The organism is Pseudomonas sp. MAG002Y (genome assembly GCF_019400845.1).
GTDB lineage: Bacteria > Pseudomonadota > Gammaproteobacteria > Pseudomonadales > Pseudomonadaceae > Chryseomonas > Chryseomonas luteola.
Window position 1 is genome coordinate 228,800 of record NZ_WOEJ01000004.1, and the last position, 25,800, is coordinate 254,599.

The window sequence follows — 25,800 nt, forward strand, 5'->3', positions numbered from 1 at the left end:
TTTTCAATAGGTGAATAAGAAAATTTCAGCCTTAGAAAAAAGCACTATAAAAAGGAGGCAGACCTGTCCTTATTAGGCCTTATCCATACATTGCTACTGATACTACGAAGCGATCATGGAAACAGACCGGTATCGTTCCTATCTTATCGAGAATGCAGTTGAACTCAGACGCGGCACGTTCACATCGCATAAAGGCCATTATGCCGGCACCCATGCTGGCTATTTTGCTGGCCGCTCTGGATCAAACGATCGTGGCGGTTTCGCTGCCGGCCATCTCTGCACAGCTCAATGACACCGGACTTCTAGCCTGGGTAATATCGGGCTACATGGTTGCCATGACCGTCTCGATGCCGCTCTACGGAAAGTTTGGCGACCTCTATGGCCGACAAAAGATGATGTCGGCAGCTTTCAGCCTCTTACGGTAGCGTCACTCGCTTGTGCGCTTGCCCAAGACATGCCCCAACTGATCCTGGCCAGAATCTTACAGGGCTTGGGTGCAGGAGGGCTGATTGCCGTAAGCCAAGCGGTCATTGGCGACGTCGTACCGCCACGCGAGCGAGGCCGTTATCAAGGCTATATCAGCAGCATGTATGCGCTGGCCAGTATCGCAGGCCCCGTATTGGGCGGCTTGATGACCGAGTATTTATCCTGGCGCTGGGTTTTCTGGATCAATTTGCCCGTTGGCATTGCCGGGCTCTTCATTTGTTACCGCGTTCTAGCCAGCCTTCCCGTGCCCGGCCGCAAGGCCATCATTGACTACCCGGGCATTCTGCTACTGGCTACCGGCCTTACTGCGCTTTTAATGGCTACAACATTGATCGGCAAAGGAGCGCCCTTAAGCAGCGGCTATCTTCTCTGGCTTGCCGCTGCGGCAATAACAGCTTTGACATTATTCGCATACCATGAGCAGCGCGCCAGAGAACCACTTCTGCCCTTACGCCTACTCCGGAACAGAACGGCCGGGCTCTGCTGTATGCTCAACTTCCTTACCAACTTCCAGGCCATAGGGCTAACGCTGCTGATCCCCTTATGGTTTCAAGCTGGCGCCAGCCATGACATGAGCAAAGCGGCACTGCATCTGATTCCGTTTGCAGCGGGCATTCCCTTGGGTGCCTTTACCTGTGGGCGGCTGACCGCCGTGCTGGGACGTTACAAACCTCAGATCCTGGTGGGTACGCTAATCATGCCATGCGCTCTGGTAATGCTTGCCTTTATTGATCCGCGCAGTGGGTTACTGGCCGGCGGCAGTCTGTTTCTGGCAGGACTTGCAACGGGTATGCAGTTTCCCACTGCACTGGTTGCCGCCCAGAATGCTGTTCCACAGGCTGATATCGGGGTTATGTCCAGTACGATTTCGCTGTTCCGTTCATTGGGAGGTGCGGTAGGCGCCGCTGGCTTGTCCGCACTACTCTTGCTATGGCTACCCCCTATGCAGGGTCATGCGGACTCCGTTGAAAACGTGCTGCAGACATACCTGGTTGGGTCAGCCGGTACGATCGATCCATTACGCCAAACGCTTCTTGCAACCTTTCATAAACTGTTTCTGGTATCGGCTGGGCTTTCCCTGCTTGCACTTGCCTGCGCGTTGTCTGTACCCGAGCGTCCCTTGCGCGGCCCGACCGACCAGGCAGATCGATAATCCAAGCGATACGCGGAGCGGTATATCGAGCACGCTCCATCTGAAGCACTTGAAGGAATCCAATGATCTTTCAAGCCGCAAAGACAACAACTGTCACTCAAGGTCTAACGAACAGGTTTCAAAAATAATTTTCTAGAATTTGTAACAGATTCACAGCGACCTTTTATCCCTATGAGCACCGCTTATCGGTGTTGGAATACCTATAAAACTTGAACATCCGCCCACTTTTAACCATTAAAAGGTGATCCAATTCACCTTTTAAAACGACTATAACCACGCCTTCATCTTTTGCTCCTTGAATGAATCGGTAACCACTTATCGAGGGCTTCAAAGTCAAGGAACCTTTGAATCTTCGGGCGGTCCTACCGACGGCTATAGTCACCGTTGAAGCATTCCCTGAGTCAGCGCGATGGAATCCTAAACACGTTCGGTTGTTATCGACTACGAATGTTCATCGATCGTTGTCCATGACTATTCGGTCCTGTTGAAGTTCGTGCATACGTTTATGCACAAGGATGGAACTATGAATTTTAAAGAACGTGGTATTTTACATTCGAATTCATCAGCGATCTCATTATCACATCGCTTGTTAGATTTAATGGTAATTTCCGGAACAGCTTATCTGGCTGGCTCCGTGATTCCTGGCGTCCCCATGAAACCTGAGCACTGGGTAATAGTATTCCTTGCTCTTTTGATATTTCATTTCCTGACAGAAATGAATCAAATGTATCTTTCATGGCGTGGCGAAAGAATATCCAATGAACTAATAAAAATATCAACTTATTGGGTATTAACATTCTCAACTGTTTTCATGGTTGATTATTTCTTCTTTAATGAATCCTTTTTAATCAGCAGTACCATGAAGGCATGGCTGGCTCTTTCATTGATTGGCCTGTGCGGATATCGGGTGCTGCTGCGCTCTGTTATGCACTCGCTGCGAAAAGCCGGTTTCAATACGCGCCGAGTAGCCATCGTAGGTGCCGACAAGATCGGTCAGCGTCTTGCCCATACAATCGACAGAGCGCCATGGATGGGCCTGCAACTGCTCGGTTTCTATGTCGAGAATCCGCTAGACCATCCCGAGCTCAACCGTAGCGAGCCCGGTTTTTCGATTCGCGGCAACCTGGAACAGCTGGTAGACGATGCGCGCGCCGGTTATATCGACAAGGTCTACATCACCCTGAGCATGGCGCACCAGGAGCACATCAACTGGCTGGTGCAAGAACTCAGCGATACGACCGCTTCGGTCTACATCATTCCTGACGTCTTCATGTTCCACCTGCTCCATGCCCGCAGCGAAAGCATCGATGGTTTGCCCAGCATCAGTATCTTCGATACGCCAATGGATGGTGCCAGCCTGATCGTCAAGCGTATCGAGGACATCGTTCTGTCCCTGATCATTCTGTCGATCATTTCCATTCCCATGCTGGTTATTGCCATTGGCATCAAGCTGTCCTCTCCTGGCCCGGTATTTTTCCGCCAGAAGCGTTATGGCATGGACGGCAAGCCGATCGAAGTCTGGAAATTCCGTAGCATGAAGGTCATGGAGAATGGCGAGAAGGTGACGCAGGCGACCAAGAACGATAGCCGCATTACTCCCTTTGGCTCGTTCCTACGACGCACGTCACTCGATGAGCTTCCCCAGTTCATTAACGTACTGCGCGGTGAGATGTCGATCGTAGGCCCACGACCCCATGCGGTTGCTCACAACGAACAGTACCGCAAGCTGGTTCAAGGCTACATGCTGCGCCACAAGGTCAAGCCCGGTATTACAGGGTGGGCCCAGGTCAACGGCTGGCGTGGTGAGACGGATACCCTGGACAAGATGCAGAAGCGCATCGAGTTCGATCTGGACTACATCCACCACTGGTCCTTCTGGTGGGACGTCAAGATCATCTTCCTGACCCTCTTCAAGGGTTTCATCAACAAGAACGCTTACTGAGAACTGCTGCCGGACCTGACGACCGAAAGGTGATTCAGGCCGGCAACAGCTGAACTTTCTAAGGTAGAGATGTCAGAGCTTGCCTGATCGAATCCCAGTAGGAGTTCAGATGCGGAAGACATGTCAGGGTGAGCTCCAGATACGATTGGTAAATGCCATCAAGAGCATCTGATTTCCCGTCTGGAAGAGTTTTCATGATTAAGTCAGTTTTAGTGGTTTGCGTTGGAAATATTTGCAGAAGTCCAATGGCCGAAACGCTTCTAAGGGAAGGCCTGAAAGGGCGGAATATAGAAGTCAGTTCAGCGGGTATTGGTGCATTGGTAGGCCGCCCTATGGATAGTACGGCTCAAGAAGTACTAAGAGAAAACGGACTTGAGCTATCGACACATAAAGCTCGCCAGGTTGATGCAGAAATGCTTCGGAAGGCAGACCTTATTTTGACGATGGAAGAATTTCATTCTCGTTCTGTTGAAAGTATGGCGCCAGAAATCAAAGGGAGAGTTTTTCTGATTGGTAAATGGGTAAATAACCGTGAGGTACCCGATCCATACCGCCTCTCAAAAGAAATGTTCAAAGAAGTACATATACTTTTAGCAAAATGCGTAGATAGCTGGCTTCCATACATTAGATAAGGGGAAGAAGGAATTTCATGACCACGATGCCTCGTTTTACGGCCACTGAAGTTAAGAACGATACCGATATTAATTTCTCAGCACTGTTTGGAATCCTCGTTGATTACAAATGGCAGCTTCTTTCTATTATCGGTATCTTCACTTTCCTCGGTATTGCTTATGCCATGCTGGCTACGCCCATGTATGCATCCAATGCAATGCTGCAGATCGAAGAAAAGAAAGGTGTAACACGCCTGACTGATCAAACATCCGGCATGCCACCGCCACTTCCGGAGGCAGTGACTGAGATCGAGTTGCTCAAATCCCGTCTGGTGATTGGCAACGCGGTCAAGAATCTGCACCTGGATGTTGTCGTAACGCCCAAGTACTTCCCTATTTTTGGTGGCTATGTCGCTCGTCATTTCAAAGCTGAAAGCGAAGACGAAGTTGCCTCCCCTGTTCTGGGCCTGAACAGCTTTGCCTGGGGCGGTGAGGATGTAGAAGTTGCTGAGCTGCGCGTCCCCGACAGCGCCCAGGACAAGCCTATGACACTGAAAGTCGAAGAAAACCAGAGCTTCACGGTTTTCGATGCCGACAATCAGATTCTGCTGCACGGCACTGTCAACCAGCCTGTCGAGCAGGATGGCTATTTCATCCAGGTCAGCAAGCTGCAAGCACGTCCCGGTACTGAATTCACAGTCATGAAGAAGCGACTGTCCAGAACAATTCAGGAATACCAGGGCCGCATCAGCGCAGGCGAGCGTGGCAAGCAGTCAGGCATTCTGTCTGTTGCCCTGCAGGACTCCGATCCTCTGCGTGCTCAGCGCATTGTTCAAGAAGTGATCGATCTGTACGTTGCTCAGAACATTGACCGCAACGCAGCAGAATCGACTCAGAGCCTTGAGTTCCTGCGTAGCCAGATTCCGTCTGTCAAGAAAGAACTGGAAGACGCGCAGCGTGCGCTGAACGAATATCAGACCAACCGCCGCTCTGTTGATATCGACAGCGAGACCAAGGGTGTTCTGGATCAGATCGTTTCGCTGGATGGCCAGATTTCCGAGCTGAACCTCAAGCGTGTTGAGATGAGCCGCAAGTTCACCACTCAGCACCCGGCATTCCAGGCCGTACTCGGCCAGCTGCGCCAGCTTGAAGTTGAAAAGGACAAGCTTGAGAAGCGCGTAGGCAATCTGCCTTCTACTCAGCAAGAGCTGCTCCGCCTCAAGCGTGACGTTGACGTGACCAGCCAGACCTACACCCTGATGATGAACAAGGTGCAGGAGCTTGATGTTATCCGTGCTGGTACTGTCGGCAGCGTGCGTATCATCGATAATGCAAACGCGAACATTGATGATCCTGCAAGCCCCAACAAGCCGCTGATCGTAGTTGCTGCACTGGTTCTGGGCTGCCTGCTGGGCCTGGCCGTTATCTATACCCGCCATACCCTCAAGCGCGGTATTGAAACACCTGAAGCCATCGAGCAGTTGGGTCTGCCGGTTTATGCTTCGATTCCGTACAGCCGCAACCAGTCCGAATCCGAAAAGCTCTTTGGCCGCGGCTCCCGCAAGATTGGCGAATCGGCGCTGCTGTCCATCGCTCATCCTACGGACCTGAGTACCGAGGCGCTGCGTAGCCTGCGGACCAGCCTGCACTTTGCGATGATCGAGGCTAAGAACAACATTCTGATGATCTCCGGCCCAAGCCCGGATGTCGGTAAGTCCTTTGTTTCATCCAACCTGGCAGCCGTTATTGCCGAGTCGGGTCAGCGCGTTCTGCTGATCGACGGGGACATGCGCAAGGGCTACATGCACAAGATCTTCAATGTGAAGCAGAAAGACGGTCTATCCGATCTGCTGAGCAATCGCATTGCAATCAACGATGCCATCAAGAAGACCGAAGTCGACATGCTTGATTTCATGTCTTGTGGCCAGTTCCCGCCGAACCCTTCCGAACTGTTGATGAGCCATCGCTTTACCACTGTTCTGAAGCAACTCGGCGACCTGTATGACATCGTGATCATCGATACTCCGCCGATCCTGGCCGTAACCGAAGCCGCCATCATTGGCGCCCATGTAGGTACCAGCCTGATCGTCGCCCGCTTCGGCATGAACAGTGCCAAGGAGCTGGAGGCTACCAAGCGTCGCTTTGATCTCAATGGTGTACCGCTCAAGGGTGTGATCCTGAACGCTGTAGAGCGCAAGGCTTCCAACTATTCCTCTTACGGTAACTATCAGTACGCCTATGAGAGACCAAGCAAGAGCTGAAGCCTGTTATAGGCAGCAGCGCTTGCAAACATGGAATGGGACTAAAAAGCACCATGCATAGCATGAGAAAGCTTCAATTGAACGATGAAGCATAAAAGTCCACAGGTAGGAGCTCTTTTGAGCTCCTACGTTATTTCAAGGCTTTTGACCGTTTCAGATCAGTAAATTGATTTTCTAGGCTAAAGGGATATCGAAATGAACGTTGCAATGGTGCTGAACTACAAGGCTCCGCAAGAAAGCATTTCCTGCGCTGAAAGCATTCTTGGCTTTTGTAAGACAATCGACCACGTCGTCCTTATAGATAACGACTCCAAGGACGGCTCTTACGAAGCGATGAAACAATGGAAAGAAACCCATAACGTAGACCGGGTTTCCGTTATCGCCAGCCCTATTAACAGCGGCTATGCCGGTGGTAACAACTTTGGAATGAAATGGGCACGCGAACAGTTCAAGGTTGAGAACTTCTGGATTCTCAACAACGACGCCTATGTTAAAGACGATGCCTTTAAACCGTTACTGGATAAGATCACCGCTGACAAGAACACCATTGCCGGTTCGGTCATTCTGAGTTCTCAAACAGGAAAGATCGAATGCTATGGCGGCGGGATCATGTATCCCCTGTTAGGCAAATCCAAACTTCTCGGCAAAGGGCTTTCTATTGATGAGATCGGCCAGCTCAACCGTGAGCCGGACTACATCATGGGCTGCAGCCTGGCCTTCAACGCCGAGATACTGGATAAGGTTGGCTACATGGACGAATCCTACTTCATGTACTCCGAAGAAGTGGATTGGCAGCACCAGGCGAAAAAGCACGGTATTGCACTGTATGTCGCACCGGATAGCCAGCTCTATCACTATGGCTCAATGAGCTCAGGCGGAAAGTCCGAGTTTTACTACTACTTCCGTAACCGTGCGGCCACTCGCTTCAATAAGAAGTTCTATGGCTCACCGTATGCACTCATGTCTGCGGTTTTCCTGTCCGGCATAACCGTATTGAAGGAATACAAAAGTCCAAAGCTGGCCTGGTCTGGTATCAAGGGCGCGTTCAAAGGGGCAACAATGCATGTCTAATGGAGTAGTAAGCCAGGCATTCGGTATCGACTTTTTCCTGGGCACCAAGGATGAGCTACTGAAGCATATTTCAGCCAGCCTGAAAAAACCTTACACCTATATCGTTACGCCAAACATTGATCACGTTGTCCAGTTCCAGGAAAACGAGAATCTGCAAAAGGCGTATCGCACCGCTGACAAGCGTGTCTGCGATAGCCGTATCCTGTCGCCCTTGCTCAAATCCCTGGGCGTTGAGGTCAAGGAAGTAATCACAGGCAGCGACCTTACGGTCTCGCTTTTGAAGAAAGCCGACCAGGAAGACTTGTCCATTACGCTGATTGGCTCCGAAGAAAAGGACGTGGTAAAGCTCAAGGCTTTGTATCCACGTATCCGGTTGAATCACTACAACCCTCCGATGGGCTTTATCAACAAGCCTGACGAAGTGCAGAAGTGCCTCGACTTCATCTATGCCAACCCTTCGGACCTCATTTTCTACGCGGTTGGTGCGCCACGGCAGGAAATGCTGGCCAGCATGGTCGATGCTACCAAGCGTACAGGCGTTGGCCTTTGCATCGGGGCCTCGATTCTGTTTGCTACCGGCAGCCTGAAGCGAGCGCCGGTCTGGATGCAGAAAGCCCGTATCGAGTGGCTGCATAGAATGCTATCGGAGCCCCAGCGTCTGGTGCGTCGCTATGTTCATGACGCCACCCATATTCTTCCTATCTATCTCAAAGAAAGATCAGGAAGACGAAGCAGTGAAGAAGTAAATTAATCGATTGCGACTGCATTTTTTGGCCAGTCTGAGGACAGGGAAGACAGCCATGCTGGATGGAATGCAACGTTACGCTGGATGGGAAGCGATATGAGAGCAGTAAGCAAAAGCGGTGCCTACTTCATATTATTAATTTTCGTCTTCGTATTACATTTTGGTATTTTCGAAGAAACCCCCCATAACCCGATTGGCATCTTGTATGTCAGCGAGTTGTATCTGGTTATTTGTCTGGCGTTTACAGCCTTCTATGTACTGGCGTCCGTGGGAAAAGAGCAAAAGGATTTGAAAATCCTTTTAACTTATTGCGCCTACTCGTCGGTTATCTTCATTCTGCTGCCAGCGATTTTCTCGAATCTCTACTATGGGCAACCATTGATATACGGGATTATCGAAGAGCGTCGCATACTGTATTGCTTCACTTTTTCCGTCATGCTTTACCTCGCCCGGAACATGAGTGCTGCCCAATTTGAAAAGGCGTTCCTGTTTGTAGGTTTCATGGCGTGCATTCTGGCCTGGATGTTCAAGTTCTCTGTATTGCCGGACCTGCGGGACAAGGTGGCATCCTTCGACCGGCCAGACCGCTCCTCAATCGGTGCACTGGCACAGTGCCTGGCTTATTTCTATTGCATTCAGGTATGGAATAAAGGGATATCGCCCATTGATGGCTCGCCCAGGTCCAAGACGCCTTATATTGTGTTCGCCTGCTTCATTTTGCTGACTCTGGTCTTTGCAACACAAACGCGCCAGCTGATCTTCCTGTCCCTTTGCTTCACGCTGCTTTGCCTGAAGAGCAAGTCGGTTATCTGGATCGTGGTATCGGGTATTTTGATTTCTCCTCTCTACCTGTTCCCGGATCTGCTGAAAGAGCTGGGACTCAATCTTGACTTCTATGCCGAATCGCTGGAAAACGGTCCAACCGATAATGTCCGTGAACAAACCATTGGTTATATCTTCGGCCATTTGCATGCGAATAACTGGTTACCCAGTGGCTCCTTGTCCCTGATGTGGAACAATGGCTTTATCCCCCACTTTGGCGAGTACTTCTTCCTTTCCGACGTTGGGATATTCGGTACGCTGTTCAGATTCGGCTTCCTGGCCTTCCTGATCGTCCCACTGACCCTGTTCTGCTATTACTACTTCGCCAAGCGCTTACACAAGGATACCAGCTTCACCGTTACCGCCCTGCTGGCGTATATGGTGATCTGGCCGCTTCAGGGTATCTTCGAATATATGCAAGCAACGATTGCGTTCCTGCTTGTGATTCAGGCACTCAAGGCCTACCACCGAAACGTGGAAAGCCCAGCGCTGGATTCGTATGTTGAAGAACATCCACTGATGCAACCCAGCTTTAGATAGCCCCCTCCCCTGCATGTCTGCCCGGCCAGGGCAGACATGCCTTCTGCAAAAAGAGCCCTCCATGACAATGCTGAAAAACAGCACCTGGAATATTCTGGGTGTAGTCATTCCAAGCCTTATCGCACTCCCTACCATGGGTGTTCTTTCTCGAAAGTTAGGTATCGAGCAATTCGGCCTGTTTACACTGGCGTTTGCGATTGTCGGTTATGCCACCATTTTTGACGCGGGACTGACACGCGCCGTCATACGAGCCGTGGCCATGCACCATGGCAATGTCGAAAAGAATAAATCCGTTATCGCGACCGCTACTTATGCGGTGGTCGGTCTGAGCGCACTCGCGGTGCTCTTGTTATGGCTGGGCGCAGGAGAACTCGTTTCCCTGCTACACGTTTCGGCAGAAAACGTTGACGTTGCGGTGGCTGGCTTCAAGTGGCTAAGCCTTTCGATACCGCCCTTTCTACTCACCATGATCTGGTTTTCCTATCTGGAAGGAAACGAACGGTTTGCAGAATTCAACCTGTTACGCACCATCACCAACTCCATTCTGGCTGTTTGCCCCCTGGTAGCCGTGCTGGTCGATGAGTCTTTTACCGCGACGGCAATAGGGCTTGTCATCGCCCGCCTTATTTCGATGGCCGTGGCGTTCATTCCATGTTGGCGAGAATTTCCGCCGGGCTTTTACCGATTTGAAAAGAGCGTTTTCAAGGAACTCTTCGCGTTTGGCAGCTGGATGACTGTGAGCAATATCATCAGCCCTATCATGGTGTATTTTGATCGTTTTATCCTGTCCAACATGGTCGGAGCCCAGCGCGTTTCCTTTTATACCGCGCCCTCTGAAGCCATCTCACGCATGCTGATCATTCCCAATGCGGTCGCTCGGGTTATCTTCCCGCTTCTGAGCAAGCGTTCGGCGGATGCGACTGCTCAGGCCAATCGAGCGTTCTGGGCCCTGCTCGCTGCCTGTGTAGTCATGGTGCTACCTCTATTCATACTCGCCCCCATGGTCATGACTTTATGGATGGGACCGGAATATGGTCAGGAAGGCGCACAGGTGCTGCGTATTCTCCTGATTGGCTTCATCTTTAACGCGCTGGCACAGATTCCCTTTGCGAAAATCCAGGCGAAGGGCCATTCGAAGATCACCGCTTTTATCCATCTGGCTGAGCTTTTGCCTTATATAGGCTTGCTGGTCGTGTGCATACACCTGTTTTCTCTTCAGGGAGCTGCCATTGCCTGGTCGATCAGGGTGGCTGTTGACTTCATTGCTCTGGAAGTTATGTCACGAAAAATCAGCTAGTGGCTTATTGACATATAACGTCAGGATAAAGCCAAAAATTGGATCGATTTACTTTTAAAAAGAGTGTTTCCGCAAAAGTGAACTAATTTTTTAAGCTTCTGTCACAGCCTGCGCTGATATGTATGGTTTGGTTGGATACGGAGCTGTTACGAATTATCCAGCGCCAGGCGCGCCACAGGCCTACATGATTCATAAAGTTTCTTATGCCCAAACACGTTCTGACGCTTATAAATCGATCGATACGAAGTTTTTAAAAACTTTTTTACAGCGATCAAGGAAGAAAATAGATGAAACGTACCTTTACCCTTGCACTACTTTCCACCCTGCTTCTGCAGGGCTGCGTATGGTCTCCAGGCCAATACCTGCACCGGGACGATTTGAAGACCAACGGCTCCATTGAGGGGACAAAGGTTGAGCTGATTCCTATCACATCGGCTTATTTGAAAAGTCATGACTCCGTTAACCCGACTGCAGACACTGGGAACTGGCAGGAACTGCTCAAGTATCATCCAGCGGCTTATCGTGTAGGCAAGGCGGACCTGCTGTATATCACTGTATGGGATCACCCCGAGCTAACCGCTCCTTCTGGTGCCCAACAGCAGATCGAGGCGAACGGTCGACTGGTACGTCCTGACGGTACTATTTTCTATCCGTACGTTGGCACCCTGACAGCAGAAGGCAAGACGCTTGAGGAGATCCGTAAGGTCATCTCGACTCGTCTGGCGACCTTTATCGACAATCCTCAGGTCGACGTGAGCGTCCTGCGCTTTGGCAGTCAGAAAGTCACCCTGTCAGGTGCCTTTACCAAGGGCGACTCCATTCCGCTGACAACTGTGCCGATGACTTTGGTCGAAGCATTGGGTCAGGCGAACGTTGACACCCAGACAGCTGACCTGAGCGGCCTGACCCTGGTACGTGACGGCAAGGAGTACCGCCTGGATGCCGACACCTTGAACCGTAAGGACTCCAAGCTGTACGGCGTATACCTCAAGGATGGCGATAGCATTCACCTACCCTACAACGATAACCGCAAGGTTTACGTGATGGGTGAAGTGAGAAGCCCACTGGCAGCCAACTTCAAGACTACCAGCCTGACGCTGATGGATGCACTCGGCCAGGCAGGCGGCCTGAACCAGGAAACTGCCGATGCGGATGAAGTGTATGTAATCCGTGGTCCGGAGAATTTCAACTCCTCTCCAGCCGCGAAAGCTCAAGTGTTCCACCTGAGCGCTTCCTCACCAACCGCTTTCGTTCTGGCACAGCACTTTGCACTACAGCCGCAAGACGTTGTATTCGTAGGTCCTGCCGGAATCACCCGCTGGAACCGCTTCGTCAGCCAGCTGCTGGGCTCCTCAAACGTGCTTAGCTCCACTGCAAACGCCAACCAGAGCTTCAAGTAAGAGCTTTCTGGATGGTCAAAAAGCCCTTCGTTTGAAGGGCTTTTTTTATGCCTTAATAAATCCTTCGGAACCGCTTTACTGTTACTGCAGGCTCCCCTACAGGTATTAATGCTCAGGACAGGCTTGGCTGAATCTTCAATGCCGCGATATAGCCATAGCTGCTACATATGTACTTACAAGCAATAACTACCTGCAGCACTCAGCCGATACCAGGTCAAGTCAACACGCGACACTCTGCGAAGGGATCTTTATAACGAAGTTATTTGGCAGGCATAAAAAAGCCCAACGTTAGTGTTGGGCTTTTTGCTTATTACATGCCTTAACTAAGCGAGACTTTTTCCTGCAACTTCATTGCAGGCTTCTTCTTTGACTGTATACCAAAGAACGCCAGATTAAGCAGGCTGAAACGACCGACTGCCTTCTTGAGGGCCACTGGCAGGATAAGCCCCAGAATCATACTGACTGTAAAGGTAATCCATACATCATGGATTGCCAGTTTGTTCAATACGATACGGCTACCCGCCGTTCCGAATACATGAAACAGGTAAATTTCGAAAGAGAAATACCCCAACCACGCTAACGGTTTGAAATAGACCCGGCGGGTGATGATCATGTAAATGGCAGTAATCCCCAGAGCCGTCCCTATGTAATCCATTCCACGATCACTGATGGAAAGTTGATTCCACAGATAGGCCTGATCAATGACAACCAATGCCGCCAGCACGACGCCAATCACTAGCTGTTTTGAGGCGGTATTCAACTGGTCGGAGAAGCGATAAAGCCCCAGCCCCAACAGAAAGAAGGGCAGCAATTGGATGGCCTTGTACAGGCAGAAGAAGTCCGGGAATACTTCGTAATGCAAGGAGCCCACCAAGGCGATACACATGATGATCAGGTAATTCCTGAGAGAGGACAGCAGGCTGAACTTCTCCATCAGGGCAATCATGACAAAGATGCAGAAGATGGACTGCAGGAACCAGAAATGGGCATAACTGAAGAAATAGATACCGAACACATCGCTCCATTCCGGCTTCGTATTGGTGTTGGGCACCAACGCTTGCGAGATGAAGAAGAGCGTTGAGACAACGATCATCGGGATCAGAATCCGGCGAAACTTGCCCTGGTAGAAACGCGGCAGGGAGCTTGCGGAAGTAACGGGTCTCAAGGCATATACATACCCCGAGATGGCCGTGAAGAGCGGCATGCGAATGTAAACAAGCGAGTCGTAGAGATAACGGAGGAATGAGTCATCCGCGACTTTCATTCCCTGATCACCCGAACTGCCAATAACGTGACCGGCTACCATTAAAAATAGCGCCAACCCCCTGATCGTTTCGATCCTTAAATCTTTTTCGGGTTTGGTAGTGCTCATTAGGCGCCCTTCCTTAAATCAATACATATGATATCGCTCGGATATCGACCACTATTAATCTACTGACCTGAGAGGATAGGCCACAGAAAGCCCTCCATTTTTATATTCACTCAATACTTGGCTTGTATTTGAACTGAATCACTTTCTAACTGCCATATGCTGACCGATGTACAGCGTTTAAGCTCGGAAGGATGCAGTAGTTTTCAATTAATATTGCGTCTCTTCATTGAAAACCTGTGAAATAGAGCTCGCCAAGTCGCTCAATTATCTTTTGTATCTGCCAGTGTCAAACTAAGCGACATATCGATATCGTATTGATATCAGACTTCAGCGAACTCAAGCAGGATAAGGACAGATCAATACCCTTATTGTTCGGGTTTATATATTTTTTTTGAGTGAAACTCATTACAAATAGATAAACGGGACTGTTTTGATGGCGGGCGTATCTGCAACGGTCCGCATTTTAGCCGCATGCCGTGACAGATACGCTATGAGCATTATGCGTTAGACGAACGCTTTACCGTCCAGGACTGCTTTACGCCACCGCACGATATTGACCTTTTCTGGCAGGCCAACCTGGCTAAAGGGATCCTGTGCCAAAAAGGCCTCGGCTTCTTCGCGGGTTTCGACATCCACGATATAGACACTTCCGCTGGCGTTTGCCCCTTCGTCGTCAAGCTTGGCTCCACAGGCGAGCAGCTTGCTGGCATTTTCACGGAGGAAATCCAGATGGGCAGGACGGTTGTCCTGGCGCAGCTGGGTAGTGTTGGGCTTGTCCCAGGTTTCGATCAAAAAAGGCATGGCGTTTTCCTTGGTTGATAGCGTCTCCCTAGCATACCTGTATGACCAGGCCCTGGGTAAAGCGTATCGATCAAGGAGGCATGTCCTTATGCCTCGCCAACCGCGTTATGCCGCGCGGAACAAAGCGTGCGGATCAATCACAAACTTCTTGGGTACGCCCGCATCAAATTCGCTATAGCCCTTGGGTGCATCATCCAGGGTAATAACGTCGACACCTACAATGTCAGCAATCTTAATGCGGTCCCACATGATGGCTTGCATCAGCTGTCGGTTGTACTTCATGACAGGCGTTTGCCCGGTATGGAAGCTATGAGATTTAGCCCAGCCGAGGCCGAAGCGAATACTCAGGCTACCCTGCTTGGCTGCCTGGTCCGCAGCACCAGGATCTTCCGTCACGTAGAGGCCAGGAATACCGATCTTGCCGGCGACACGTGTAACACCCATCAGTGAGTTAAGGACTGTGGCAGGTGCTTCGTGCTGTGATCCGGAGTGACCATGGCCGCGGGCTTCGAAGCCGACCGCATCCACGGCGCAATCCACCTCCGGCTCGCCTAGAAGTGCCGCAATTTGTTCATGTAGGGGCGTGTCTTGGGACAAGTCAGCAATTTCAAACCCTTGTGCTTTGGCATGAGCCAGACGTACCGGATTGACGTCACCCACGATGACGACCGCAGCGCCCAACAGGCGCGCTGAAGCAGCGGCGGCTAGGCCGACAGGACCTGCGCCGGCGATATAAACGGTACTACCCGGTCCGACGCCCGCCGTGACGGCTCCGTGGTAGCCGGTGGGCAGAATGTCCGAAAGGCAGGTCAGATCGCGGATCTTTTCCATGGCCCGATCCCGGTCAGGCAGCTTGAGCAGGTTGAAATCGGCATAGGGCACCATGACATATTCCGCCTGGCCACCGACCCATCCACCCATGTCAACGTAGCCATAGGCGCCGCCAGCACGGGAGGGATTTACCGACAGGCAGACGCCGGTGTGTTGCTCTTTGCAGGTACGGCAGCGGCCACAGGCTACGTTGAAGGGGACGGAGACCAGATCCCCTACCTTGAGGTTTTCCACCCCTTTGCCCGCCTCGATGACTTCTCCAGTGATTTCATGGCCCAGTACGAGACCCTCGGGGGCTGTAGTACGGCCACGCACCATGTGCTGGTCGGAGCCACAGATGTTGGTGGAGACGACTCGCAGGATCACACCGTGGTCGATTTGACGTCCCTGGGGCGTTTCCATTTTGGGGAAGGGAATGTTCTGTACTTCGACTTTACCAGCGCCCAGGTAGACGACGCCTCGATTGCCTGACATACGCGTTTCCTCTTGTTGTTGTAGTGAGCCCATGAGTGGGCGGTGGTTCATGAAAAGCGATACAACAGTGAATGCTATGGGGTAGCGCTACGCTTAAGCCCTTCTGCGACGGGCATTCTGAGCGTAGAAAACGTGAACCGAACGTCAATGAAAGCGTGCGGTGAGCGCACGGAAAGCGGCAGGTTCTGCTTTTATAATTGGACTATCCTTGATGGATATCGCCTTGCTCAACCCATCCCGTACGCCTCAATTCATCGCGCGACCAGAGCTTTCCTAAACCTCCCGAAAAATTTATGAGTGACATGAGGCGCGGCTATAGCACCACCGTCCGGTTGGCATTCAGGAAAACACGGCGCTCCAGGTGATACCCCACAGCTCGAGCCAGGGTCAGGCATTCGATGTCTCGGCCTTTGGCTACAAGGTCTTCTGGGTAATACGCATGATCCACACTCTCTACGCCCTGCGCGATGATTGGCCCTTCGTCGAGGTCATTATTGACGTAATGGGCGGTGGCACCGACCAGCTTTACCCCCTTCTGATAGGCCTGATGGTAAGGCTTGGCGCCCTTGAAGCCTGGCAATAGGGAGTGATGGATGTTGATTGCCCAGCCATCGAGACGACGGCACAACTCGGGCGAAAGCACCTGCATGTAGCGTGCAAGCACGACCAGTTCCGCCTGGGAATCCTGCAGCACCTGCCAGACGCGGGCTTCCTGGGCAGGTTTGTCGTGGGGGTCCAGCGGAAAGTGGTGATAGGGAATGCCATGCCAGCGGGCCAGGGGTTCAAGGTCCGGGTGATTGGAAATCACTGCGACCACATCCATCGGTAATTGGCCGATGCGCTGGCGATAGAGCAAGTCGTTCAGGCAATGATCGGCTTTAGAGACCATGATCACCACCTTTGGGCGGTAGCCTGGCGCGGTCAGCTCCATTTGCATGTCGAACGGTCCCAAGGCATCGGCAAGACCGGCACGAAAAGCAGTCTCGTCGAAGGCAGTCGGCGCCTTGAACTCCACGCGGATAAAAAAGCGCGCGGCCAGTCGGTCATCAAAGGAGTGATGCTCGGTGACGTAGCACTGCTGCTCGAACAGAAAGCGGGTCACGACGTCCACGGTCCCCAGTCGGCTTGGGCTCTGGGCAGTGAGAATCCAGGTATCAGGGGTGCGGCTCATGGATAGCTACCGAATAGGTTGGATGTTGTGGGTTGAATGACCTGGGGCCAGGGACACAGGTATCGCTGCGCCCCACGCACCTTACTGATCAAATGTATACGTTTAACCTGTTGTATCCAGCCAAATGGTTAGTTCGCGGAAGGATGGGATCGATACGCACAACCCATCCTGTCCGTACGCGGTCAGCTGGCGATGGCCAATCCGTATTCGGCGCTGGCGTCCTGTAACCAGAGCCAGATGTAGTCGGCAAAACTGCGGCGAACCACCAGCTCCCACGTCTCCTCACCGGTGTGGCGGATAACCAGCTGGGATTTGGCAAATACCGTCCCGACCGCCTTGCCTACCGGAAATTGACTGGGGTGGACATCGTAGGATGTGGACTTCATCAGGACGTTGCGTACATTCGGTCCTGTCAGCTCATACAGGGTCTGGCCACCGCTGACATTGACAATGGAAATATGCCGATCGCCGATCGCCTCACGCAGGCTCAGTTCGGTGGAGTACTCCTCGCCCTGCGGAATGATCAGGAGCCACTCATCCGGCCCCAGCCATTGCAGGGAGGTTTCACCTTTCACAGTCAAGCCCAGGGCGGGGGGCAATTCCAAACCCAGTACGGATTCGACCGCACCGGTAAACCCGGTATCGCTGGCCTCTCCCCGCAGGACCAAATGGCCCCGCAGCTTTTTCTCGCGCAAGGTCACGCCTGCGCTGCCAGCGCTCCGGCCCGCCAGCTTGTCGAGCTCAGCATGAAACAAGGGGGATTCGGCGCGTGCAGGTCCGGCGGGACGCTGCTGATAAACGTTCACGTTAGACATGCTGACGCTCCCCTTTCGGATCGTAGAAAACGGAAGAAACGATTTCGGCTTCGACGAAGGTGCCATCCCTGAGCGCGGCATAAACCTTTTGTCCCATCTTGCCCAAGCCACCCCTTACAACGGCCAAGGCGAAGCCAAAGCCCATCGAGGCGCTGTAATAACTGGATGTGACGTGCCCCACCATGGTCATTGGAATCGGCTGCTGAGTGTTGAACACCAGCTGTGCACCTTCCGGTAGAACCGCCTTGGGATTGGCCGGCTTGAGGCCCACCAACTGCTTGCGGTCTGCTTTAAGACAATCCTGCCGGTTCATACCGCGTTTGCCGATAAAGGAGAACGGCTTGTTCATGCTGACGGCCCAGCCCATGCCCAAGTCCTGTGGGGTGACGGAGCCATCGGTATCCTGACCAACGATAATGAACCCCTTCTCGGCCCGCAGTACGTGCATGGTTTCGGTACCGTAGGGTGTTAGGCCGTACTTCTTGCCAGCCTCTATCAGCTGCTCCCATACGCCCATCGCATAATCGGCCTGGACGTTAATCTCGTAAGACAGCTCGCCGGTAAAGGAGATGCGGAACACCCGAGCCGGTACGCCGCCCACGGTGCCTTCCTTCCAGCTCATGAAGGGGAACGCATCCTTGTCCAGATCGATGTCGGTCAGCTCGGCGAGCAGGTTACGGCTTTCCGGACCAGACAGGGTCATGGTCGCCCAATGGTCGGTTACTGAGGTGAAATACACCTTGAGGTCCGGCCATTCGGTCTGATGGTAGAGTTCCAGCCACTCAAGGATACGCGCGGCGCCACCGGTCGTGGTGGTCATCAGGAAATGATTGTCGGCCAGGCAGGCCGTGACGCCATCGTCCATGACCATGCCGTCTTCCTTGCACATCAGGCCGTAACGGGCCTTACCGACCTCCAGCTTGGTCCAGGCATTGGTATAGACGCGATTGAGAAACTCACGGGCGTCCGGGCCCTGAATATCGATCTTGCCGAGGGTCGAGGCATCAAGGATGCCGACTTTCTCGCGCACGGCCTTGCACTCACGGGCCACGGCGGCATGCAGATCCTCTCCGGCCTTGGGGAAGTACCAGGGGCGCTTCCACTGACCGACATCTTCAAACAAGGCACCCTGCTTGACGTGCCAGCCATGAAGCGCGGTGAAACGTACCGGCTCCATGAGATGGCCGCAGTGGCGACCGGCGACGGCGCCGAACGTGACCGGTGTGTAGTTAGGGCGAAACATGGTGGTGCCGACTTCGGGAATCGCCTTGTTTTGTACACGGGCAGCGATGGCGAGGCCGTTGATGTTTCCTAACTTGCCCTGGTCGGTGCCAAAACCCAGGGCGGTGTAGCGCTTGACGTGCTCGATGGACTCGAAACCCTCACGGCACGCCAGCTCGATACCCGCTGCCGTCACATCATTTTGCAGATCGACGAACTGCTTGGGTGCGCGGGCCGTGGATTTTTCGTGAGGCACCTGGAAAAGCGCCAACGATGGTTCTTCGAAGCGGTGCTCCGCCCGGGGCACTTCGCCGGCTACCGGCTTCAAACCCGCCTCGCCGGCAGCCGTGGCGCCCGCTTCAAAGCCATCGGCCAGCACATCGCCCAGGGCGAACACGCCGTTCACAGCGCCAGCACAGACCCGTTTTTGCGGAGCCGGGCCCGGTACGAACGCCTGGATATCCTCACGCCACAAGGGACGACCGCCCAAGTGGGATGCCAGGTGCACCACAGGGCTGTAACCACCGGATGTGGCGATCAGGTCGCAGCTCAGCCACTCGCCGGGACTGGTAGTACGGAACCCCTTGATGTCGATGGCGACGACACGCGCGCCGGTCACCCGCGTTGAGCCACGGGCTTCGGTAACCGCTGCGCCGGTCAAGACGCGAATCCCCTTCGCCCTCGCCTCTTCAACCCAGGCCCCACGCGGATTTTGACGTGCATCGGCGATGGCAACGACTTCACGCCCTGCTTCCAGCCAGTCCAGCGCGACACGGTAGGCATAATCATTGTTGGTGGACAGCACCAGTTTTTGACCCGGCGCGACGCCATAGCGACGTACATACGTGGAGACAGCACCCGCCACCAGGTTTCCAGGCAGGTCGTTATTGGCGTATACCAACGGACGCTCATGGGCACCACTGGCCAGAACGACACGCTTGGCGCGGACACGGTGCACTCGGTGGCGCACCTGTCCCATTGGGGCCTTTTCGCCCAGATGATCGGTGAGACGCTGATGGATGGTCAGAAAATTGTGGTCGTGATAGCCGTTGACGGTCGCCCGAGACAGCAGGGTCACGTCGGGGGTAGCTTCCAGCTCCGCGATGGCCTTGGCAACCCAATCGGCGGCGGGCTGGCCATCCAATAGCTCACGCGTGTCGAGCAGGCTGCCGCCAAACTCTTCCTGCTCGTCAGCCAGGATGACACGCGCCCCACTGCGGGCAGCCGCCAGGGCGGCAGCCAGACCGGCCGGTCCGGCACCTACTACCAGCACATCGCAGTGCTGGTTCATGTGATCGTAGCTGTCCGGGTCGACTTCGGTCGGCACACGACCCAGCCCCGCCGCCTTGCGGATGTACTTCTCATACGTCAGCCACAGGTTTTGCGGGTACATGAACGTTTTGTAGTAGAAGCCGGGCGGCATCATCTTGCCGCCGACCTTGCCAAGAATGCCCATCAGGTCATTGTTCACGCTCGGCCAACCGTTGGTGCTGGCGGCCACAAGCTCTGCGTAGAGGGGCTGTTGGGTAGCACGCACGTTGGGAATCTGCGTGGCCTCGGTGGAGCCGATCTGCATGATGGCATTGGGCTCTTCAGCCCCGGCGGCCACGATGCCGCGCGGGCGGGAATATTTGAAGCTGCGCCCGATGACATCGACACCATTGGCCAGCAGCGCCGACGCCAGCGTATCGCCGACAAAGCCCTGGTAGCGCTGACCATTGAAGGTAAAGGTCAACGGCTGGCGGCGATCGATCCGACCACCGTGGGTAAGGCGATTGACCTGACTCATACGGTTTCTCCTTCGATAGCCTTGGCCACCACGACCGGCTTGCCGTTTACCTGCGGTTGCTCGTCAATCTTGTACGTTTCGAGAATTTCGTAGGTTTCCGTATTGCGGGTCACGTTGAAATAGTGACGGCACCCGGTGGCATGGACCCATAGTTCATGGTGGATGCCCCGCGGGTTATCGCGAAAGAACATGTAGTCGCCCCACTCCGCATCGGTGCAGTTGTCCGGGTCCAGCGGGCGCGGGATATGCGCCTGGCCTGCCGCATGGAATTCCTCTTCGGAGCGCAGTTCCCCACAATGAGGGCAATGGATGTGCAACATGATCAGGGCTCCTTAGTGCGCGACAGCCGCCGCGCCATGCTCGTCGATGAGCGCGCCGGTATGGAAACGGTCGATGGAGAACGGAACCGCCAATGGGTGCATTTCCCCTTTGGCGAGCGAAGCAGCAAAGACGTTGCCGGAGCCGGGAGTGGCTTTGAATCCACCAGTGCCCCAGCCGCAATTGAAAAACAGGTTTTCTACCGGTGTCTTGGAAATGATTGGACAGGCATCAGGCGTGGTATCGACGATGCCGCCCCACTGGCGATTCATCCGTACGCGAGAGAGAATCGGGAACATCTCGACGATGGCTTGCAGAGTGTGCTCGATGACCGGGTACGAGCCGCGCTGACCATAGCCGACATAGCTATCGATACCGGCACCGATCACCAGATCGCCTTTGTCCGACTGGCTGATATAGCCATGCACTGCATTGGACATGATCACACTGTCGATCACCGGCTTGAGCGGCTCGGACACCAGCGCTTGCAAGGGGTGGGATTCCACCGGCAAGCGAAAACCGGCCAGCTTGGCCATATGACCCGAATTACCGGCCGTCACGACACCGACGCGCCGGGCCCCAATGAAGCCCTTGTTGGTCTCGACGCCAACGACTGCGCCATTTTCCTTACGGAAGCCAACGACCTCGGTGTTTTGAATCAGGTCCACGCCCAGCGCATCGGCTGCACGGGCGAAACCCCAGGCTACCGCATCGTGGCGGGCTACCCCGCCCCGGCGTTGTACCGTCGCGCCCATGATCGGATAACGAGTGCTCTTGCTACAGTCGAGGTAAGGCACCTCTTCGGCCACCTGCCTGGCGTCGAGCAGTTCGCCGTCTACGCCATTCAGGCGGTTGGCACTGACGCGGCGCTCGGCTTCGCGCATGTCCTGCAACGTATGGCACAGGTTGTAGACGCCGCGCTGCGAAAACATGACGTTATAGTTCAGGTCCTGCGAGAGCCCTTCCCATAGCTTCATCGCATGCTCATACAAGTGAGCCGATTCATCCCACAGGTAGTTGGACCGTACGATGGTGGTGTTGCGCGCCGTATTGCCACCGCCCAGCCAGCCTTTTTCGATGACCGCGACGTTTTTGACGCCATGCTCCTTGGCCAGATAATAGGCCGTTGCCAGACCATGACCACCGCCGCCCACGACAATTACGTCATACACCGGCTTGGGGGTTGGCGTGCGCCACATGCGCTGCCAGTTTTCATGATGGCTTAGGGAATGCTTGAAAAGGCCGAAACCGGAATAGCGCTGCATCTGTTTGACTCCTGAACCTGTCCCCACGCATGAATAAGGATTTTCGTAGGGTGGCCTATGACTAGCTGACTCAATCGAACAGGGGTGGGTTACGCGCCTGCCAACCCACCTTATGAAGGGCTAATTAGCGGTAGACGGGATAATCTGCGCAGAGCCCGGCCACACGTTCGGCCACATGCGCCTCCACATCGGCATCGCCCAAGTGATCGAGGATGTCGCAGATCCACCCGGCCAGCTCCTGGCACTGGGCCACGCCCAGGCCACGCGTGGTCACAGCCGGAGTGCCGATTCGCAGGCCGGAGGTCACAAAGGGTGACTGAGGATCATTGGGCACGGCGTTCTTGTTGACCGTGATACCGGCGCGCCCCAGGGCGGCGTCGGCATCCTTGCCAGTAATGCCCTGTTTGATCAGGCTGACCAGGAACAAATGGTTGTCCGTCCCGCCGGAGACCACGTCGTAGCCGCGCTTGATGAACACCGCAGCCATGGCCTGGGCGTTGTGGATGACCTGCTGCTGATAAGTCTTGAAGCCGGGTTCCAGGGCCTCCTTGAAACACACCGCCTTGGCTGCAATCACGTGCATCAGGGGACCGCCCTGTCCCCCCGGGAAAACGGCGGAATTGAGCTTTTTCTCCAACTCCTCGTTGGCCTTCGCCAGGATCAGCCCACCGCGGGGGCCACGCAGGGTCTTGTGGGTGGTGGTGGTGACCACATCGGCAAACGGAAGGGGATTGGGGTACAGGCCCGCCGCAACCAGCCCCGCCACGTGAGCCATGTCGACGAACAGATAGGCACCGACCTTGTCGGCAATCTCACGGAAGCGCGGGAAGTCGAGCGTTTTCGAATAGGCCGAAAAACCGGCAATGATCATTTTCGGCTGATGTTCTACGGCCAACCGCTCGACCTCGTCATAGTCGATCAGGCCCGTTGCGGGATTCAGCCCATATTGCACCGCGTTGTAGAGCTTGCCGGAAAAGCTGACCTTGGCACCATGGGTCAGATGTCCTCCATGAGCCAGACTCATGCCCAGCACTGTGTCACCTGCTTGCAGCAAAGCCAGGAAGACCGCCGCGTTGGCCTGGGAGCCAGAGTGCGGCTGAACGTTGGCGTAGTCAGCACCAAAGAGCTGCTTGGCCCGCTCGATGGCCAACTGCTCGACCTTATCGACGAACTCGCAACCGCCGTAGTAGCGCTTGCCCGGATAGCCTTCGGCATACTTGTTGGTCAACCCGCTGCCCTGCGCCTCCATTACCCGTTGGCTGGTGTAGTTCTCCGAGGCGATCAATTCGAGGTGAGCTTCCTGGCGACGCTCCTCTTCGCTCATCGCAGCGAACAAGGCGTCGTCGTAACCCTGGATGCGGTCTTGCTTGGTAAACATCGCGTCTCTCCTGCAGCGCAGCGGAAGGCCGGCATGGCCGTCAATGGGCTGATCCTTGAGAGCGATGGTAGGACCGAGGCTGCGCATCAGAATGCCTGTTCACGCCACAAGGCGGTGCGTTTGCGACATCGCCCTCGCATCCATGCGCCAGACGAGTCGGCTGCATCGAACAGGCCGTCGATCACAGGTGCACAGGTAGGCATACATAAGAATGGCGCCATTGGTCTCTTGTCGCCTGTGAGTCAGGAACCCCGGCATGCCCTTACAGCTCACACCAGAACGGTGCCGATCTGGCTAAAAGCCTTATGCCAGAGCGGGTGCATTTATCCTATGATCGTGTGAGGCCTTATGACCACACCCCGCTTCGCCATCAGTCAACTCACCACCACACCCTGGCCACTCACACGTGACCTGGAGCTGTTTGCCCATCTCAACGCCGACATCGAGCTGGCGGAAATGAAGTTCGACAAGGACGACGGCAAGCTCGCCGAACAATTCGCTCAGTTGAATGCGCATGGGTTAAGGCCCGTCTCGCTGCAGCCTGAAGTCCGTACGATTTATCCGGCGACCAGTGCACTCGAACCGGCTGATCCTGCTGAACGTACGGCCCTGATCAAGGCTACGATTGATCGCTTCGCCCCCTTCTGCACAGGCATTCCGGTCATTACCAATACCGGCGCGCTCGGCCAGAGCGGCAACGAGGCGGAAGTCTGGGAGGGCTGCATAAAGCACTACCGCGAACTGGCCGATCACGCCGCGGACAAAGGGTTGAGCATTGCCATCGAGCCGCTCAGCCCGCCCATGATGAGCCGCGACAGCATTCTCTATACCTTCATGCAGGGGTATGAGCTGGTGCAGGCGGTGGCACGAGAGAATGTAGGGCTGTGCCTGGACCTGTATAACAGCTGGCAGGATGCAGACCTCACCGACGCCATTCGACTGGCGGGTGACCGAATTTTTCTGACCCAGCTTTCCGACTGGCAGCGCCCGCGGTCCTATTTTGATCGTCGTACCCTGGGCGATGGCATCATTCCGGTCAATCGCCTGCTCGCTGCCGTGAATGAAACCGGCTACGACGGGCCCTACGTTCTGGAAATTTTCTCGTCTGATGTACCCGGCGCGCTCTGGGAGGACGATGACGCGCTTGAGCAGGCCATTCTTCGCAGCAAGGCCCGCTTCGAAGAAGCCTGGGCCACAGGAGATGCGTTGGCTAATCTGGGCATCTAGGAACCCTCAGGGGGCCTGCTCGTGTCGGGGCGCCGGCCGATCCAAAGGCGGTCGGGCGGCTGAGGGTGTCGGCCGGTGGGCTTCCAGCTGGCGAATCTGGCGATCCTGCAACCGCGAGCAGGTCACGAGCGCTACTGTTGCACCGATCAGGGCATAGAACATGTCGGACTGGGTATCCCATTCATACCCCTGCGTACCTAGAAACTCCTCTGCGCCCTGCCCCAGCGCCAATGCAGCCCACCACTCGATCATCTCGTAGACGGCGCTGACCGCCACCGCCACGCACCCGCAGAGAAACGCGAGCATCTTGTAACCGGACACCTGCCGCTCACGGATCAGGATCTCGCGAGCCAGCAGGCACGGCACGAATCCTTGCATGAAGTGCCCCAGCTTGTCATAGGGATTACGGTCCATGTCCAGCCACTCCTGAATCCAGCTCCCCAGGGGCACGCGGGCGTAACTGTAGGCGCCTCCTGCAATCAGCCCCAAGGCGTGAATCGTAATCAGGATGTAAAGCAGCGGTGTGAGGCTGAAGCGCTCATGCGTGGTGATCAGCAGCGGCAGCACAATCAGCACCGGAAAGATTTCCATCAGCCATGTCGTGCGGTCATAGGGCGTGATGCTGGAGGCGACCAGTGCCGCACATACGATGAGGACGAGTGATCGAAGCAGCCATTTGTGTTGAGTCATTCCATCCGCCTTACGTCGTTCCGCAGTCAGGCCAGCCTGCGAGGAGCAGACCGCATTACAGAACGGTAGACCGCAGGAAGCCAGCGTTGGGTCGGTGGCAGACTCAATTCGTTACGTTAC

19 protein-coding genes and 1 pseudogene are annotated in these 25,800 nt (G+C 54.5%); 10 read left to right on the forward strand and 10 right to left on the reverse strand.

What is annotated here, in order from left to right; translation table 11 throughout:
- The first annotated feature begins 152 nt into the window (after positions 1-152).
- The 9 genes and pseudogenes from GM154_RS08010 (at position 153) to GM154_RS08050 (ending at position 12,328) form a co-directional block, all read left to right on the forward strand.
- Positions 153-1,639 (forward strand): annotated as a pseudogene (locus GM154_RS08010) (MDR family MFS transporter).
- A 523-nt stretch (positions 1,640-2,162) separates the two neighbouring features.
- The gene (locus tag GM154_RS08015; RefSeq protein ID WP_010796161.1) at positions 2,163-3,581 is read left to right on the forward strand and encodes an undecaprenyl-phosphate glucose phosphotransferase; all 1,419 of its coding nucleotides are present in this window, start codon (positions 2,163-2,165) and stop codon (positions 3,579-3,581) included.
- A 194-nt stretch (positions 3,582-3,775) separates the two neighbouring features.
- Positions 3,776-4,213 (forward strand): low molecular weight protein-tyrosine-phosphatase, encoded by a 438-nt coding sequence (locus GM154_RS08020; RefSeq protein ID WP_019367274.1) that lies wholly within the window; start codon positions 3,776-3,778, stop codon positions 4,211-4,213.
- A gap of 17 nt (positions 4,214-4,230) precedes the next feature.
- Positions 4,231-6,453, forward strand: a complete 2,223-nt coding sequence (locus GM154_RS08025; protein ID WP_010796163.1) for a polysaccharide biosynthesis tyrosine autokinase — start codon at positions 4,231-4,233, stop codon at positions 6,451-6,453.
- 195 nt (positions 6,454-6,648) lie between these two features.
- Positions 6,649-7,524 (forward strand): glycosyltransferase family 2 protein, encoded by an 876-nt coding sequence (locus tag GM154_RS08030; protein ID WP_074827161.1) that lies wholly within the window; start codon positions 6,649-6,651, stop codon positions 7,522-7,524.
- On the forward strand, positions 7,517-8,275 hold the full coding sequence (locus GM154_RS08035) for a WecB/TagA/CpsF family glycosyltransferase (protein WP_019367272.1): 759 nt from the start codon (positions 7,517-7,519) through the stop codon (positions 8,273-8,275). Before GM154_RS08030 ends, GM154_RS08035 begins: the two co-directional genes overlap by 8 nt.
- 90 nt (positions 8,276-8,365) lie before the next feature.
- Entirely contained in the window at positions 8,366-9,631 is a 1,266-nt protein-coding gene (locus GM154_RS08040) for a hypothetical protein (protein ID WP_258019757.1), read from the forward strand.
- 61 nt (positions 9,632-9,692) lie between these two features.
- Positions 9,693-10,928: a flippase gene (locus tag GM154_RS08045; RefSeq protein WP_219651749.1), complete on the forward strand. Its 1,236-nt coding sequence runs from the start codon at positions 9,693-9,695 to the stop codon at positions 10,926-10,928.
- A 287-nt stretch (positions 10,929-11,215) separates the two neighbouring features.
- Entirely contained in the window at positions 11,216-12,328 is a 1,113-nt protein-coding gene (locus GM154_RS08050; RefSeq protein WP_010796168.1) for a polysaccharide biosynthesis/export family protein, read from the forward strand.
- 319 nt (positions 12,329-12,647) lie between these two features.
- Here GM154_RS08050 and GM154_RS08055 read toward each other — a convergent pair whose 3' ends face one another.
- The 9 genes from GM154_RS08055 to glyA all read right to left on the reverse strand — a co-directional run bounded on the left by GM154_RS08055 (position 12,648) and on the right by glyA (position 23,763).
- Positions 12,648-13,700 (reverse strand): acyltransferase, encoded by a 1,053-nt coding sequence (locus tag GM154_RS08055; RefSeq protein WP_010796169.1) that lies wholly within the window; start codon positions 13,698-13,700, stop codon positions 12,648-12,650.
- Between the two features lie 504 nt (positions 13,701-14,204).
- Positions 14,205-14,501, reverse strand: a complete 297-nt coding sequence (locus GM154_RS08060) for a YciI family protein (RefSeq protein WP_019367267.1) — start codon at positions 14,499-14,501, stop codon at positions 14,205-14,207.
- Between the two features lie 105 nt (positions 14,502-14,606).
- Entirely contained in the window at positions 14,607-15,806 is a 1,200-nt protein-coding gene (fdhA, locus tag GM154_RS08065) for a formaldehyde dehydrogenase, glutathione-independent (RefSeq protein WP_010796171.1), read from the reverse strand.
- Positions 15,807-16,119: 313 nt separating this feature from the next.
- Complete coding sequence (gene purU, locus GM154_RS08070) at positions 16,120-16,977, reverse strand: formyltetrahydrofolate deformylase (protein ID WP_181123646.1); 858 nt, start codon at positions 16,975-16,977, stop codon at positions 16,120-16,122.
- Positions 16,978-17,159: 182 nt separating this feature from the next.
- Positions 17,160-17,792 carry a sarcosine oxidase subunit gamma gene (locus GM154_RS08075; RefSeq protein WP_219651751.1) on the reverse strand — a complete coding sequence of 211 codons (633 nt, stop codon included), beginning with the start codon at positions 17,790-17,792 and terminating at the stop codon, positions 17,160-17,162.
- Positions 17,785-20,802 carry a sarcosine oxidase subunit alpha gene (locus tag GM154_RS08080; RefSeq protein WP_219651753.1) on the reverse strand — a complete coding sequence of 1,006 codons (3,018 nt, stop codon included), beginning with the start codon at positions 20,800-20,802 and terminating at the stop codon, positions 17,785-17,787. Before GM154_RS08080 ends, GM154_RS08075 begins: the two co-directional genes overlap by 8 nt.
- Positions 20,799-21,122: a sarcosine oxidase subunit delta gene (locus GM154_RS08085; protein WP_219651755.1), complete on the reverse strand. Its 324-nt coding sequence runs from the start codon at positions 21,120-21,122 to the stop codon at positions 20,799-20,801. The genes GM154_RS08080 and GM154_RS08085 overlap by 4 nt, the downstream gene beginning before the upstream one ends.
- Before the next feature lie 12 nt (positions 21,123-21,134).
- Complete coding sequence (locus GM154_RS08090) at positions 21,135-22,385, reverse strand: sarcosine oxidase subunit beta family protein (protein ID WP_010796176.1); 1,251 nt, start codon at positions 22,383-22,385, stop codon at positions 21,135-21,137.
- Between the two features lie 124 nt (positions 22,386-22,509).
- On the reverse strand, positions 22,510-23,763 hold the full coding sequence (gene glyA / locus GM154_RS08095; protein ID WP_010796177.1) for a serine hydroxymethyltransferase: 1,254 nt from the start codon (positions 23,761-23,763) through the stop codon (positions 22,510-22,512).
- 348 nt (positions 23,764-24,111) lie between these two features.
- On the opposite strand from glyA, the gene GM154_RS08100 reads away from it, so the two are divergent.
- Positions 24,112-24,990 carry a sugar phosphate isomerase/epimerase gene (locus GM154_RS08100; protein WP_150348464.1) on the forward strand — a complete coding sequence of 293 codons (879 nt, stop codon included), beginning with the start codon at positions 24,112-24,114 and terminating at the stop codon, positions 24,988-24,990.
- Positions 24,991-24,996: 6 nt separating this feature from the next.
- On the opposite strand, the gene GM154_RS08105 is transcribed toward GM154_RS08100, so the two are convergent.
- Positions 24,997-25,680, reverse strand: a complete 684-nt coding sequence (locus GM154_RS08105) for a DUF2238 domain-containing protein (RefSeq protein ID WP_219651757.1) — start codon at positions 25,678-25,680, stop codon at positions 24,997-24,999.
- Positions 25,681-25,800: the final 120 nt, after the last annotated feature.

What these genes read in the sequence shown, in the direction of transcription:
- GM154_RS08060 (WP_019367267.1), bottom strand. Translation starts at nt 14,501, where the DNA reads ATGCCTTTTTTGATCGAAACCTGGGACAAGCCCAACACTACCCAGCTG.
- GM154_RS08100 (WP_150348464.1), top strand. Translation starts at nt 24,112, where the DNA reads ATGACCACACCCCGCTTCGCCATCAGTCAACTCACCACCACACCCTGG.
- GM154_RS08020 (WP_019367274.1), top strand. Translation starts at nt 3,776, where the DNA reads ATGATTAAGTCAGTTTTAGTGGTTTGCGTTGGAAATATTTGCAGAAGT.
- GM154_RS08080 (WP_219651753.1), bottom strand. Translation starts at nt 20,802, where the DNA reads ATGAGTCAGGTCAATCGCCTTACCCACGGTGGTCGGATCGATCGCCGC.
- GM154_RS08040 (WP_258019757.1), top strand. Translation starts at nt 8,366, where the DNA reads ATGAGAGCAGTAAGCAAAAGCGGTGCCTACTTCATATTATTAATTTTC.
- GM154_RS08050 (WP_010796168.1), top strand. Translation starts at nt 11,216, where the DNA reads ATGAAACGTACCTTTACCCTTGCACTACTTTCCACCCTGCTTCTGCAG.
- GM154_RS08105 (WP_219651757.1), bottom strand. Translation starts at nt 25,680, where the DNA reads ATGACTCAACACAAATGGCTGCTTCGATCACTCGTCCTCATCGTATGT.
- GM154_RS08025 (WP_010796163.1), top strand. Translation starts at nt 4,231, where the DNA reads ATGACCACGATGCCTCGTTTTACGGCCACTGAAGTTAAGAACGATACC.
- glyA (WP_010796177.1), bottom strand. Translation starts at nt 23,763, where the DNA reads ATGTTTACCAAGCAAGACCGCATCCAGGGTTACGACGACGCCTTGTTC.
- GM154_RS08085 (WP_219651755.1), bottom strand. Translation starts at nt 21,122, where the DNA reads ATGTTGCACATCCATTGCCCTCATTGTGGGGAACTGCGCTCCGAAGAG.
- GM154_RS08030 (WP_074827161.1), top strand. Translation starts at nt 6,649, where the DNA reads ATGAACGTTGCAATGGTGCTGAACTACAAGGCTCCGCAAGAAAGCATT.
- GM154_RS08045 (WP_219651749.1), top strand. Translation starts at nt 9,693, where the DNA reads ATGACAATGCTGAAAAACAGCACCTGGAATATTCTGGGTGTAGTCATT.
- GM154_RS08035 (WP_019367272.1), top strand. Translation starts at nt 7,517, where the DNA reads ATGTCTAATGGAGTAGTAAGCCAGGCATTCGGTATCGACTTTTTCCTG.
- fdhA (WP_010796171.1), bottom strand. Translation starts at nt 15,806, where the DNA reads ATGTCAGGCAATCGAGGCGTCGTCTACCTGGGCGCTGGTAAAGTCGAA.
- GM154_RS08075 (WP_219651751.1), bottom strand. Translation starts at nt 17,792, where the DNA reads ATGTCTAACGTGAACGTTTATCAGCAGCGTCCCGCCGGACCTGCACGC.
- purU (WP_181123646.1), bottom strand. Translation starts at nt 16,977, where the DNA reads ATGAGCCGCACCCCTGATACCTGGATTCTCACTGCCCAGAGCCCAAGC.
- GM154_RS08090 (WP_010796176.1), bottom strand. Translation starts at nt 22,385, where the DNA reads ATGCAGCGCTATTCCGGTTTCGGCCTTTTCAAGCATTCCCTAAGCCAT.
- GM154_RS08055 (WP_010796169.1), bottom strand. Translation starts at nt 13,700, where the DNA reads ATGAGCACTACCAAACCCGAAAAAGATTTAAGGATCGAAACGATCAGG.
- GM154_RS08015 (WP_010796161.1), top strand. Translation starts at nt 2,163, where the DNA reads ATGAATTTTAAAGAACGTGGTATTTTACATTCGAATTCATCAGCGATC.